The sequence below is a fragment of the Bacillus sp. NPDC060175 genome (assembly GCF_042728695.1).
In the GTDB taxonomy this organism is placed as follows: Bacteria; Bacillota; Bacilli; order Bacillales; family Bacillaceae_G; genus Bacillus_A.
In genome coordinates, this window is record NZ_JBHWYR010000034.1 from 1 (window position 1) to 13095 (window position 13095).

The window sequence follows — 13095 nt, forward strand, 5'->3', positions numbered from 1 at the left end:
GTAATCTATTCCAATTATCAGGGGGCTCATACATATGAAAGCTGCAGTAAAACATAACATTTCAGATTTTAAAGAGTACTTAAAATCAAACGATATATACATGGAAGAAAATATAGATGAAAATGATGGTTCGGTACATTTTTCAGTAGGATTAGAAACAGAAGCTGGCGCAAAAATTCAACTTATCGCTGCTTTCCAAAGCGAACATCCTGCTGTGGATATATACTGCTTCAATGTTGCTCTTGTACCTGATTCAACATCAAAAAATGACATTTTACATGTCATCAATGAATTAAACACATCTTATCGATTTGCAAAATTCACGCTAAACAAACAAAATGCAATTGATATTTCAACATCTCTTGCATTCTCAGAACCAAACTTTAATCCCGCACTTGTCTTTGAACACACGAGAATGCTATATAAACTGGCAAACGATGAATATAAGAACTTAATGAAAGTTATTTGGGCGTAAATAAAAAGATGGTGCTACAAGAGCACCATCTTTTTATTTCGATATCATATCAATCCACATCTTTATCGCAGTTCCTACAATTAAAGCGGACAATACATATTGCAAAATTTTTTGATTCAGTCTCTTCCCTACTTTCACTCCAAGAGGAGCGGCAAATAAACTTGCTATCGCAACGATAAGAGCCGGAATAACAACTATTTGTCCAGTAATCACTTTCCCAGTAGTAATTCCTATCGAGGAAATAAAAGTAATAGCGATAGAGGTTGCTATTGTCGTACGTATCGGTAGTTTTAAAACAACTAGCATAATCGGGACTAAAAGAAACGCACCACCAGCCCCAATAATGCCGGAAACACTTCCTACAATAAACGCTAACAAACTAGCTAGCCATTTATTGTACATAATCCCCTCTGATCCCTTACGATCGCTTCGCTTCGGTATAAACATCATAATAGCCGCGATAGTAGCTAATATTGTATAAACAACATTTACAGCATGCTCATTTAATAAATTCGCGCTAAAGCTACCTACAAAGCTTCCTATTAATATACTAGCTCCCATATACACAACCAACGTTTTATCCATATCGTTACTTTTCCTGTACGCCCACGCGCCTGCAAAAGTTGCAAAGAATACTTGAACCGCTGTAATACCACTCACTTCATGTGATGTATATCCGGCAAATCCTAGCAATACTGGAATGTATAGGATCATCGGATAATTAATAATTGCACCGCCAATCCCAACCATCCCTGATATGAACGAACCTATAAATCCAATAATAAAAAGTAGTACTGTTAAACTCATATTGTATCCCCCGCCTTCTAAAAAGAAGGTGATTTAAATAAATAAATTCACATTCCCATCCGAAGCATCTGCTAAATATGCACCTACTCCTGCAAACTCTACCCCTTCCATAATCTCTTCCTCTTTTAACCCTAATAAATCTACTGTCATTTGACAAGCTACAAGCTTAACCTCTTGCTCTTTCGCCATATCAATTAAATCTGGCAAAGACATCGCATTATGCTTCTTCATAATGCCTTTAATCATCTTTGGCCCCATACCAGCAAAATTCATTTTTGATAATCCCATCTTATCAGCGCCGCGCGGCATCATTTTTCCAAACACTTTCTCTATAAACGTTTTCTTTACTTTCACATGCTCATCTTTCCTAAGCGCATTTAAACCCCAGAAAGTATGAAAAATAGTCACCTCATGATCGTACGCCGCTGCACCATTTGCAATAATATAAGCTGCCATCGCCTTATCATAATCTCCACTAAATAAAACAATCGTCGTTTTCTTCTGTTGTTCCATGTTGTTCTCCTCCTAATTACCTATAGGGGTATTTAATTATTTATAAAAAGGCTCAAATCATTTATCTCCGTACTATACAACTTTACCTTCCCAAGCTAACATGCCACCTACCATATTTATGGCTCGAAAACCGTAACTCTCTAAAAACTGAACTGCTCTTGCACTTCTCCCGCCTGAGCGACAAACGATAATATATTCTTTATTTTTATCCAGCTCATGTATTCGAAACTCTAGTAAACCTGACCTAATATGAATCACTCCTGGAATTTTCCCTTCCATCACTTCTTCCACTTCACGAACATCAATCACATGTATCTCTTCATTTCGTAACAATCTTTCCTCTACTTCTCTCGCTGTTATTTCTTTCATCTTGCTATCCCTTCCTTACAAAGCGTTCATACCGCCTGAAACATTTATAATGTGCTGAAATCCTAATTTCTTTAATACTTTTGCTGCTTGCTTACTTCTCATCCCGCTCTGACAAATAACGATTACTTCCTTATTTTTATCTAGCTGATTTGCCTTACTAACTAACTCATTTAGCGGGATATTCTGAAATCCTCTCATATGATTTCCTCTATATTCACCTACTGTACGAACATCAATAAAGTACTTCCCCTGTTTTCCCACTATACTTTTTAATTCTTTTCCATTTATATTTTGAACACCTTTCACCGGTAAAAAACGTGAAATAACAAACCATGCAGCAAATGCAATGAACAGCGTACTTAATATTGTATTCATATAACCAACCTCTCCGCCTTTATAAAACTAGTTCTTCACTACGCCTTCTTAATCCAAAACTTCAGCACATCGTCTTCTATATTATGCTTTACTATTTCATGACCGCCTGTTTTTGACCATGCTGGAATATCCTTAACTGACCCTTTATCCGTTACATGTACTTCTAACACTTCTCCAGATTGTAAAGTATCCATCGCTCTCTTCGTTCTTACAATCGGCATTGGACATGCTAAACCTTTCGCATCTAATACTTGTTTTACATTCATCATCTATTCCTCCAGTTTGTTATTTTATAATGAATCATGAACTGCACAACGATTTGGGCCAATCTCCATTTCACGCTCTTCTTCCACACTCGGATAAATCTTACCCATATTCGTTTGACGAATTTCTTCATAAGCATTCGGCTGAGGCGGTAAGTTCTCTGTCACAGTTTTACGAAACTCTCCCTCATCAACAATATTTAACCCTACATTCTCCTTAAATAAATCTTGTAAATGCGCACTCACAATGCCTCTGTCGTCCATTTCACTTATTTTTGAATAATGAGCTGGTAAAACAATTAAATCTTGAGACAGTTCCTTATAAAGTTTATATAACGTATTTCGTAAATCACTCACCCAATCTTCAGCCTTCCCAGCAAGATCTGGACGGCCAATTGAATCTACAAATAAAATATCACCTGATAATAAATAGGAATCATCTACAATAAATGACGTACTCCCAATCGTATGCCCTGGTGAGTATAACGCGTCAATTCCAATTTTGGTACCCCCCACCGTAATAACAGATCCTTCTACAAGTCGTTCGTATGAGAAAACGACTTCCTCCGCATCTTTTGGAGGTAACCAATACGTACCACCTACTTTTTCAGCTAACTTACGACCACCAGAAATATGGTCTGCATGTAAATGTGTATCCATTACATTCGTAATAGTAACTCCATGCTCTTTCGCAAATTCCTCGTATGCTTCAACCGTTCTTACTGCATCAATAACTGCTGCTTCACCTTTTGAAACTACCATATAGGATAGGCAGCCTTTTCCAAGACGGTTAAATTGATATATACTCCCTCCGCCCTGTACATCTCCTACTTTGAGCGGCTTTACATATTCACTCCAAGCTTTCATCCCACCAGCTAAATAGGAAACATCGTTGAAACCAGCATTCAACAATTGCTCCGCAACAAACTGCGAAGAACCTTCTTTCGCACATACGACTAAAATCTCTTTTTCTCTCGGTAATTCATCTACAATATGATCTACACCATCTAACAAGTCAAAATAAGGTTTATTTATAGAAGAAACTTGTTTCCCTTCAATTTTCCAATCTTCATAATCCGTCTCATTACGAACATCTAAAATAAACAAATCTCCGAATAAAACTTTCTCTGCAACATCTTTTGCTTGTAACATCTTAATGTTCATTTAATTACCCCCGTAGGTATATTTTCATTTAAAAAATTTTATTTCTCCACATTCCCTTGCCACTCTAACATACCTGGAATGACATTTTTCACGTTTGAAAAACCTTTTTCTTTCAACATTTGACACGCTATATCACTACGATTACCCGTTCGGCAAACAACATAAATTGGTTTCGCACTGTCTAACAAAGCACTATCTAATTCACCTAACGGCACCGAAATTGCGGATGGAATATGACCAAAGACGAATTCCGCTTCTTCACGAACATCTAATACAGTGCAATCCTCACCACTTAATAATATATTTTGCAATTCCCCATTCGTAATCGTATAAGGATATTTCACAACTTCATTCACTTCATGCTCATGGGCTTTTCTTACATAATGCTTTAATATATCTCCCTCTTGTTTCGTCCCGATATATTGATGCCCTACTTTACTCGCCCAACTTTGAATATCTAACGTAGATCCTTTATCTGTTGCCTCGATTTCAATCACTTGCCCTGATGCCAATCTTTCCATCGCCTTCTTCGTCTTCACAATCGGCATCGGACAAGCCAATCCTTTACAATCTAAACTCGTATCCACTTTTATACTCATCGTCATTTCCTCCCTAATCACCATACATATACCTGTAGGGGTATAATAAAATGTTTTTGAAAATCTGTCAACACATATGTTTGACAGATTATCGGCTTTTTACAAGTAATTGAACAGCTTCTTTAATTAATTCTTCATTTGAACCATTTCCACTTTCAAACTGTTCACGTAAACATTGCTCTAAATTTGTTCCCACAACGAGTCCAATTGTACGATCTAGCGCAGAACGGGATGCAGTTAACTGTGTAATAACATCTCGGCAATCTTTTCCCTCTTCCATCATGCGAAGCACACCACGAACTTGACCTTCAATACGTTTCAATCTATTTTTCATATCTTGATTATATTCCATCCTATAATCACCTCATTACCATTATGTCACCATTTATAACTTATGACAATATATTATACCCCTACAGGTATTTTATAAACCCCTATTTTTAATTTTCACCTTATATGTTCGCTAAACAAAAAGTGAAACCTATCAATATACAACACGTTCTGGTAATACTGTCCCATACAATTTAAAACCACCATCTATGTTCTTTACCTTATATCCTTTTTCCATTAACATACGTGCTGCAACATATCCCCTCATACCAAGCTGACAAGTAATATATATTTCTTTATCTAATGGCACTTCATCCAAGCGATCACGTAATTCATCTAATGGAATATTAATAGAACCTTTAATCATTCCTTGCTTTAATTCATTAGGCTCTCGAACATCAATCAGATATCCCTCATTTTCAACAATACGATCAATTTCATGCCATTGTACTGTATCAACAAAACCATCTACTATATTACTTGCCGCATATCCTACCATGTTTACTGGATCTTTCGCAGATGAATATGGTGGTGCATATGATAATTCTAAATCTGGCAAATCAATTACAGTTAAATTTGCTTTCATCGCTGTTGCAATAACGTCAATACGCTTATCTACACCGTCACGCCCTAGCGCCTGTGCTCCATAAATTTTTCTATTTTCTCTATTGAAAATTAATTTGATTAGTACTGGGGTAGCATTTGGATAATATCCAGCATGGGAATTTGCTTGTACGTGTACTACCTCATAGGGTATATTTAACCGTTTCAATATTTTCTCATTTACTCCCGTCGAAGCAACTGTTAAATCAAAAACTTTAGCTATAGAAGTTCCCATCGTACCTTTATATAAAGAATCCATATGACCATGAATAATATCTGCTAACATGCGACCTTGACGATTAGCTGGCCACGCTAAAGGAATCATCGTTTCTGTTTCTGTAACAAAATCTTTCACTTCAATCGCATCACCGATTGCATATATATGTGAATCCGACGTTTGAAATTTTTCATTTACTTTTATCGTTCCTCTAACTCCTAGTGCTAATCCTGCATCCTTTGCTAAACGACTCTCTGGTTGTACACCAATTGCTAAAATAATCATATCTGTCTTTATATTTAAACCGCTTTTTAAACGCACAATAGTTCCGTTCTCTTCTATAGCATCCACACCATCTTCAAAAACAAGCTCAACATTATGCTGTTTCATCTGTTCATGTACATACGCTGCCATCTCATAATCAATCGGTGGCATTACTTGATTTGCCATCTCTACAAGAGTAACATCAAGTCCTCGTTCTCTTAAGTTTTCAACCATTTCAATCCCAATAAATCCGCCACCAATAATCGTCGCATGACTTGGTTTCTTCTCATCAATGTATGCTTTAATACGATCTGTATCAGGTACATTTCGTAATGTAAACAACGCCTTCGCTTCTTCAATACCCGGAATAGGTGGAACAATTGGTTTTGCCCCTGGTGAAAGAATTAACACATCATATTCCTCGTTATATGTTTCATTTGTAGTTACATTCTTTATAGTAATTGTTTTCTCTTCTTTATTAATCTTTACCACTTCACTTAATACACGTATATCTAAATTAAAACGCTTTGACATCTTTTCAACAGTTTGTACTAATAGTTTTTGTCTTTCTGTAATTACACCGCCAATATAGTATGGTAATCCACAATTTGCAAATGAAATATATTCACCACGCTCAACCATAATAATTTTATCTTCTTCACTTAAACGACGAAGCCTTGCAGCGACTGATGCCCCGCCCGCAACCCCACCTACTACAACAATTTTTCTAGACATATTTTAAACCTCCATGTTGTTTATTATTTAATTTCTCCATGTATTATAAACAAAAAACTCATACCCGTATGGGTATATGATAAAATATACAAAAATCATTTTCAATATATATATCTTTTGTTCACAAATTCGAAACAAAAAAGAACCTAGATAGCTCCAAGTTCTTTTACGTATATTTCTATAACTTTCTGTACAATGAAATCTGCTGTATTCTCCTCTGGCGGCATCAACAAGTTTGTAACCGGCCCATACACAACAGGATTTAATTCCACTTCATACCCACCATATGCATATTCCTCTTTTGTCGGTAAGTAACCAATATATCCATTCGTATAGCCACCAAAGAAAGCTAGTTCATTTTGAAGACTCTCTTTTATTTCTAACGCAGTTTCCGAAAAAGGTTCCATCGGTATTCCAGCGAACATACCATCATTAATTTGAAACAGTTGAACTTCTAAAACGATACTTAGCTGCCGAATATTTTGCTTATGTTTCTCTAAAACGATAGTAAGCCATTCATCTGTATTCACACCCCACTGTCTCTCAGCTAATCGAGCCATTCCTCTTATCTCATCAATTTCAGGAATATCCTTCAATTTCATTTGCATCGTACTCGAAATCGTTCTTAATTTTACAATTGGGCTATATGTAACTGTTGGTAGCATCGTTAATACATGTCCACCAAGTGTGTAAGCCATTTGTTTTAATGCTTTCCTTGAACCACGATACTTCGCGTTCACGTTTCCGGCAGCACCTTGAACAATAATAACAGGACAGTTTACTATCTTCTCAAGAATCCCTCTCGTCATTCCAGGATAATCTGCTGATAATACATCACTATCACCTTTTAAAGCATTCGGATGAGCAGTACAAAATACTACAATCCCAGATAGCTCCTTCGTTTCAGCATCTCTCATTGCTAACATGCCAATTCGTTTATCTACAACACCCCCTATATTTATTCCCATCTTCGCTTTTCCATCAGATGTTCTCTCTCTTCGGTTTACTCCCATATCACCTGTCGTAACACCCCATCCAACTTCACATAACACCATGTTGTTATTTGCAGTAACAGCACCGTGCACCACATTATTTACTAAAATCGTTTTATACGACTGTACTAGCGGATCATCACCGACCGTTTCTGGACCGGAATGCGTATGAGTATAAACAACCGTTATTCGCTCAAATGGGACATGAAGCCTACTAGCTACTCGCTCACGAATAATATTCGTATCTTCTACTAACATCCCAATATTATCAATGCTTATAAACACAGTTTTTATTTCATCTTTTTCAAATACAAAGACCGTCCCATAAATACGCTCTTCAATATTATTAATTCCTGTATCTCTATGATATCCGATAAAATCAATGCCTAAAGGCGGCGTAATATCCACCTTGCATACCCCTACTTTGCTCATTTGAATCTCTCCATTTCTCTATGTAACTCCCTTTTTTCAAGAATAGCATATTTGACTTTGTTCCAGATAAAAAGAACGGACATAGCAATCTATGTCCGTTCTTTTCCTCACACATACTTCCGATATACTCACAACGATTTACTAAAAACTCTCATAATAATACAGTGAGGTTCTCTTCAATTATCCCTTGTAAATCTTGAATTACTCTTCTTTCACTGGATAAATTGACAGAATATACCCTTATTTTTTGTTTTTGTTGAATTCCCGTAGATTCTTCTAAATACCACGATTCCAAAACTTCACTTGATGGCTTAGCAATAGCTGATTGATGTGGATACAACAAAATTACCGTTGAAACCTTCTCATACCTAGTTAAATACGCATACATTTGAAATAGATCTTCTCTTTTTACTCCATGACGGTTTCTAGAACCATTAATAAATTTCCATTTTGTATCAATAATCAGCTTTTCACTGTCATTCTGCAAAACAACAATATCAGGTTTTAATGGATATACCTCTCTATCATTAAACTCATTAATCATAAGTTTATATTTCTTATGCTGACCCATCACTTTATGTTCAATACATGTATCTAATAAATTAGCAATATACTTCTCAAACAATTCATCCATTCTAAATAAAATCGAAAAACTTTTTTCTTTTCCGAAACTTGATAATGAAAACATATTTTCTAATATCATTCTTGCTAAAATAAAAATTGGTTCAAACCTTCTATTTAACCTATTAAAATAAACTGTATTAAAATCCATGCTTGTTATTGTTGAAAATGCCAGCTCATCAAAATAAACAGAACATCTTTTCAATTTCTTTAAGGTTCCTAATTGTTTCACATTACTCATTAATTTTTCAATTGCACTTTTCAAAATATAATTTAATTGGGTTTCAGCAGAAAATTCTTCATATTGACAATGTACACGATTAACACGAGTTGCTTGATTTTGTAATTGTTTATGAAAAAGAATATTCCCTTTTACTACAGATAAGTTCTCCTCTAGTTGAACATACTGCATATAAAGCCCCTTCATTAATTCTTTTTCCAACATCAATGCAAATAGCTCTCCAAACATTTCTAATAAATTATGCTTACACATTTGATTCATACTCATATTATTAACATTAATCTTTAGACTTCCTGTCCTATACAACATTTGTAATAACATTTTTCTTGATTCTTCAATTTCTTTATCAGAGCTGTTTATCTGCGTTTTAGGTAGGATTTCAATAGATACCGTTGTTAGTTGAATAAAACCAACATAATTAATAAATGTTACGCTATTTCTTCCCCATTTAATACACTTCTTATCAAGCTTACTACTTCCAATATACTTTTCTAAGTCTCTAGCTTCTTTTTCAGTTAAACATTGTGAACAATTTTCCTTAATCAAAACTTTTCCTGCAACTTCATATGTTGTGATATGTTTCATATCCTATCCCTCATATATATTTAAAAAAGCTTGTTCATTCGGATTTTCCACCAATTGATATTTCTTTATAGTTTGATCGTAATCTAATTCAGTTTTAAAAATTCCTTGAGCAGTTTTTTCTTCTTTTGTTAAGAAATATGAATTATCCCCCAGTTTTCCAGCTCCACCTAAAACAAGTTCCACCTTCTCCCAATCTTCATAAAAATATTCTTGTAACAATGGGATTACTTTAAACTTCATAATTTCAACTAGCTCTTCAAAAGTTAAATTTTCTTTTATAAAATAGGCATGTCCGATTGTATGGTTACGATCAATTAAAAACTCAATGCGCTCATTTAATACTTTTAGCATTTTCTGTACTTCTATATTCCCTATTTTTTCTGGTAACAAATTCGGTTGCGGCATTAGTTCCTCAAAATGAAATCTTCGGCGTAATGCTGTATCCATCATCGAAATAGATCGGTCAGCGGTATTCATTGTTCCAATAATATAAAGATTACTAGGAATACCAAATGATTTTTTCGAATAAGGTAAAGTTACCTTTATTTCATTTGTAGCATCAATTCTTTTGTCATCTTCAATTAAAGTAATAAGCTCCCCAAATATTTTCGAGATATTTCCTCGGTTAATTTCATCTATAATAAGTACATAATTATCCGTTTCTTCATTAACTGGTTTTGTTTTTGTAAGCAAACGTTTTATTTGCTGCATATTTAAATCCATTTTTCCAAATTGATATATTGTTTGCTGCGATAATACTTTATCTTTTAAAATTTGGTCGACACCTATTGTTTCGCCATAATATAACCACTCTACTTCTCGAAAGTGTTTATATCTAATCTCTGAATCTTCAACATAATTATAATCACCAATTACCTTCGCAATGGCTCTAATTTTATGGTTACCTTCAGAAATGAAAATAATATCGTCCTTCTTCATCCAATTTTTAAACCGATTAATTGCATCAACATTAAATACCTTATCATCCTCAGCATTGTATGAATAAAATTTCTCATGTACAGCTTGGCGATCTATACATCCCTCATAATCAATATTGCCGCCCCAACCTAATGCAACACAATTATTATCAATACAATAGTTGTAGATATCTTCTCCGTATTCCTCTTGAATGCCACCTAAAGACATTTTATAAAATTCAATCTCATTCTCATCAAAATCATATACAGAAACATCCTTTGTTTCTCCTAATACCGCTGTTTCACATATTCTTTTAAAAATACCATCCTGTAATATGAATTTTCCTTCCTCGTCACTTCTTAACCCTTCCACAAAATCTTCATATGCGAAAGATTGATGAAATGTACAAAAAGAAATACGATTTTGTTCACTTAATTTTTGATAGGCTTCCATTACAGCTAAACGGTTTCCCATTATTTGTTTGTACTGTTGAGGCATAATGATTTCAAGCGCTTTCTCCGCAACTGTATATGTTTTTCCTGTTCCTGGTGGTCCATATAGAATCGTATTTTTTTGTTGCATTATCTTATCCCTCTCTTCGGTTACATTCTTATTCCCTATATGCGACTCAATTTCCCCATTTAAACTTCTATAATTCTGATTTAACAATGACTTGAGCACACTATCATTATCTTTTTGCCAAGGCTTTCCGTTAAGACGATCCTCTTTAAAATGAATCATCTCTAAATCTTCCAACTCAACATTTTCTTCATGTTGTAACAAAAGTTCCATTCCTTTTTTCTTTGCAAACTCCAACCTCTTATATACAACTACTGATGCAAGCTCTTCATGATTTGCTAAAACTTTAACTATATACTCTGCCTCACTGATCTTACCTGTAAGGATGTAATACTCAACCTCTTTCCCTACCACATATTTTCTTTGATAAACTTGCAGTTCAAACTCCCCCACGCATCTTATCCCCCTTGAATAAAAAACAAAATTTAAGAAACTAACAACATTATCACATATACGTTTACCAATTTCATTAAATTACCAAATCAATAAAAAAGCCGCTGATTCCAGCGGCTTCCTCTCACACATACTTCCGATGCACCATCTTCCCGTCATAAGAAAACACAACGCCCTTACTCTCCACAATGGACTCCATATGCACCGTTCTTCCCCATAGCTGATGAAGATACGGTAATACTTTTTCTAAGTATTTTAAATCTAGCTCAATTCCTTCATAGCTATGTTTAATGTACAATTCCCCATTCTTTAAGTAGTCGCCATCTTCTACTACTAAGTATGGGAAACCTCCATTCGTACGCATATTTACGAGTTGATCGCGTACATGTTCCCACTCTTTATCAATTACTTTATATTCTTTTCCTTGGCGCTGGAATAAGTACATATCTTCTCTCATTACAAGTTTTTTATTTAAGTAGTTTCTTAGGAATGATACATCCCATTCAATTTCTCGTACTTCAAACATTTTCTCACGACCAGAGCCTGGCTTCACACCGCGCCGCTTCATTTCTTCTGTCGGATTGTTGTAGCGTTCTTCAATATCTTCAAACATTTTAATACCGAGGTAGTATGGATTAATACTTGTTTTTGATGGCTGTACGACACCTGCATTTAATTTCGCAAATTCAATTGCTTCACCAGATGTTAAGTCCATTTCACGAAGTATGCGTTGATGCCAGTAGGAAGCCCAGCCTTCATTCATGATCTTCGTTTCAAGCTGTGGCCAGAAATATAACATTTCTTCGCGCATCATTGTTAATATGTCGCGCTGCCAATCTTCTAGCTCACGGCTGTATTCTTCAATAAAGAGGAGTAAATCTTTTTCTGGTTGCGGAGGGATTTTCTTCTTTTTATGCATATTAGGTCTTTCCCTCTTTTTGTTTCGATCATCTAAATTCCATAAATCATCGTACTGTGATATCTTTTTCTTTTCTACATCCTCTTCTAAATCTTCAATACTCCATGCAAGTTTCGGGCGCATAAGTGATGGATCTATATGTTCTTGAATGGCAAGTACTGCATCCAAGAACGTTTCTACCTCTGCTTTTCCGTACTTATGCTCATATGCTTTCACACGTTCAGCTGTTGCTGACATGCTCTCCACCATATCACGTTTCGTATTAGAAAAACGAATATTATTTTTGAAGAAGTCACAGTGCGCTAAAACGTGCGCCACGATTAGTTTATTTTGAATTAAAGAATTCGTATCTAATAAAAAGGCGTAACATGGATCAGAGTTAATAACGAGTTCATAAATTTTACTAAGTCCCAAATCGTATTGTAATTTCATTCTAAAAAATTGCTTTCCAAAACTCCAATGCGAAAACCTCGTCGGCATCCCATATGCACCAAATGTATAAATAATTTCCGCTGGACATACTTCATAGCGCATCGGATAAAAATCAAGACCAAATCCAGTCGCAATTTCAGTAATTTCAGCAATCGCATATTGTAGTGCTTTATCGTCACTTGTTCTCATTATTTTCCCTCCTTACACTTTCCCTTAAGAAAGTGTATGATGGGGAACAAGCTTTCATGAGGATTGATTACATAATAAAA

The 13095-nt window shown here is 35.1% G+C and carries 14 protein-coding genes; 1 reads left to right on the plus strand and 13 read right to left on the minus strand.

Going from position 1 to position 13095, the window contains the following annotated elements:
- Positions 1-34: 34 nt before the first annotated feature.
- Entirely contained in the window at positions 35-475 is a 441-nt protein-coding gene (locus ACFWDE_RS17225) for a hypothetical protein (protein WP_002010734.1), read from the plus strand.
- Between the two features lie 33 nt (positions 476-508).
- Here the strand turns inward: ACFWDE_RS17225 and ACFWDE_RS17230 are convergent, their stop codons facing one another.
- The 13 genes from ACFWDE_RS17230 to spoVR form a co-directional block, all read right to left on the minus strand.
- Positions 509-1282: a sulfite exporter TauE/SafE family protein gene (locus ACFWDE_RS17230; protein WP_002063893.1), complete on the minus strand. Its 774-nt coding sequence runs from the start codon at positions 1280-1282 to the stop codon at positions 509-511.
- 33 nt (positions 1283-1315) lie between these two features.
- Positions 1316-1795: a DsrE/DsrF/DrsH-like family protein gene (locus tag ACFWDE_RS17235; RefSeq protein WP_002063892.1), complete on the minus strand. Its 480-nt coding sequence runs from the start codon at positions 1793-1795 to the stop codon at positions 1316-1318.
- 72 nt (positions 1796-1867) lie between these two features.
- Positions 1868-2164, minus strand: a complete 297-nt coding sequence (locus ACFWDE_RS17240; RefSeq protein WP_002063891.1) for a rhodanese-like domain-containing protein — start codon at positions 2162-2164, stop codon at positions 1868-1870.
- Positions 2165-2179: 15 nt separating this feature from the next.
- The gene (locus ACFWDE_RS17245) at positions 2180-2539 is read right to left on the minus strand and encodes a rhodanese-like domain-containing protein (protein WP_377893544.1); all 360 of its coding nucleotides are present in this window, start codon (positions 2537-2539) and stop codon (positions 2180-2182) included.
- A gap of 38 nt (positions 2540-2577) precedes the next feature.
- Complete coding sequence (locus tag ACFWDE_RS17250; RefSeq protein ID WP_002063888.1) at positions 2578-2808, minus strand: sulfurtransferase TusA family protein; 231 nt, start codon at positions 2806-2808, stop codon at positions 2578-2580.
- A gap of 21 nt (positions 2809-2829) precedes the next feature.
- Entirely contained in the window at positions 2830-3966 is a 1137-nt protein-coding gene (locus tag ACFWDE_RS17255) for an MBL fold metallo-hydrolase (RefSeq protein WP_377893546.1), read from the minus strand.
- A gap of 38 nt (positions 3967-4004) precedes the next feature.
- The gene (locus ACFWDE_RS17260; RefSeq protein WP_033706433.1) at positions 4005-4565 is read right to left on the minus strand and encodes a sulfurtransferase TusA family protein; all 561 of its coding nucleotides are present in this window, start codon (positions 4563-4565) and stop codon (positions 4005-4007) included.
- Between the two features lie 88 nt (positions 4566-4653).
- Positions 4654-4917, minus strand: a complete 264-nt coding sequence (locus ACFWDE_RS17265; protein WP_002063885.1) for a metal-sensitive transcriptional regulator — start codon at positions 4915-4917, stop codon at positions 4654-4656.
- Between the two features lie 132 nt (positions 4918-5049).
- Positions 5050-6714, minus strand: a complete 1665-nt coding sequence (gene cdr, locus ACFWDE_RS17270) for a CoA-disulfide reductase (protein WP_377893550.1) — start codon at positions 6712-6714, stop codon at positions 5050-5052.
- A 146-nt stretch (positions 6715-6860) separates the two neighbouring features.
- Complete coding sequence (locus ACFWDE_RS17275; RefSeq protein WP_377893552.1) at positions 6861-8138, minus strand: neutral/alkaline non-lysosomal ceramidase N-terminal domain-containing protein; 1278 nt, start codon at positions 8136-8138, stop codon at positions 6861-6863.
- A 151-nt stretch (positions 8139-8289) separates the two neighbouring features.
- Positions 8290-9585, minus strand: a complete 1296-nt coding sequence (locus ACFWDE_RS17280) for an McrC family protein (RefSeq protein ID WP_377893553.1) — start codon at positions 9583-9585, stop codon at positions 8290-8292.
- Between the two features lie 3 nt (positions 9586-9588).
- A complete protein-coding gene (locus ACFWDE_RS17285; RefSeq protein WP_377893555.1) occupies positions 9589-11475 on the minus strand; it encodes an AAA family ATPase in 1887 nt (628 codons plus the stop codon).
- 124 nt (positions 11476-11599) lie between these two features.
- Positions 11600-13015: a stage V sporulation protein SpoVR gene (gene spoVR / locus ACFWDE_RS17290; RefSeq protein ID WP_377893556.1), complete on the minus strand. Its 1416-nt coding sequence runs from the start codon at positions 13013-13015 to the stop codon at positions 11600-11602.
- Positions 13016-13095 lie beyond the last annotated feature (80 nt).

What these genes read in the sequence shown, in the direction of transcription:
- ACFWDE_RS17235 (WP_002063892.1), bottom strand. Translation starts at nt 1,795, where the DNA reads ATGGAACAACAGAAGAAAACGACGATTGTTTTATTTAGTGGAGATTAT.
- ACFWDE_RS17260 (WP_033706433.1), bottom strand. Translation starts at nt 4,565, where the DNA reads ATGAGTATAAAAGTGGATACGAGTTTAGATTGTAAAGGATTGGCTTGT.
- ACFWDE_RS17255 (WP_377893546.1), bottom strand. Translation starts at nt 3,966, where the DNA reads ATGAACATTAAGATGTTACAAGCAAAAGATGTTGCAGAGAAAGTTTTA.
- spoVR (WP_377893556.1), bottom strand. Translation starts at nt 13,015, where the DNA reads ATGAGAACAAGTGACGATAAAGCACTACAATATGCGATTGCTGAAATT.
- cdr (WP_377893550.1), bottom strand. Translation starts at nt 6,714, where the DNA reads ATGTCTAGAAAAATTGTTGTAGTAGGTGGGGTTGCGGGCGGGGCATCA.
- ACFWDE_RS17225 (WP_002010734.1), top strand. Translation starts at nt 35, where the DNA reads ATGAAAGCTGCAGTAAAACATAACATTTCAGATTTTAAAGAGTACTTA.
- ACFWDE_RS17245 (WP_377893544.1), bottom strand. Translation starts at nt 2,539, where the DNA reads ATGAATACAATATTAAGTACGCTGTTCATTGCATTTGCTGCATGGTTT.
- ACFWDE_RS17250 (WP_002063888.1), bottom strand. Translation starts at nt 2,808, where the DNA reads ATGATGAATGTAAAACAAGTATTAGATGCGAAAGGTTTAGCATGTCCA.
- ACFWDE_RS17240 (WP_002063891.1), bottom strand. Translation starts at nt 2,164, where the DNA reads ATGAAAGAAATAACAGCGAGAGAAGTAGAGGAAAGATTGTTACGAAAT.
- ACFWDE_RS17275 (WP_377893552.1), bottom strand. Translation starts at nt 8,138, where the DNA reads ATGAGCAAAGTAGGGGTATGCAAGGTGGATATTACGCCGCCTTTAGGC.
- ACFWDE_RS17265 (WP_002063885.1), bottom strand. Translation starts at nt 4,917, where the DNA reads ATGGAATATAATCAAGATATGAAAAATAGATTGAAACGTATTGAAGGT.
- ACFWDE_RS17280 (WP_377893553.1), bottom strand. Translation starts at nt 9,585, where the DNA reads ATGAAACATATCACAACATATGAAGTTGCAGGAAAAGTTTTGATTAAG.
- ACFWDE_RS17230 (WP_002063893.1), bottom strand. Translation starts at nt 1,282, where the DNA reads ATGAGTTTAACAGTACTACTTTTTATTATTGGATTTATAGGTTCGTTC.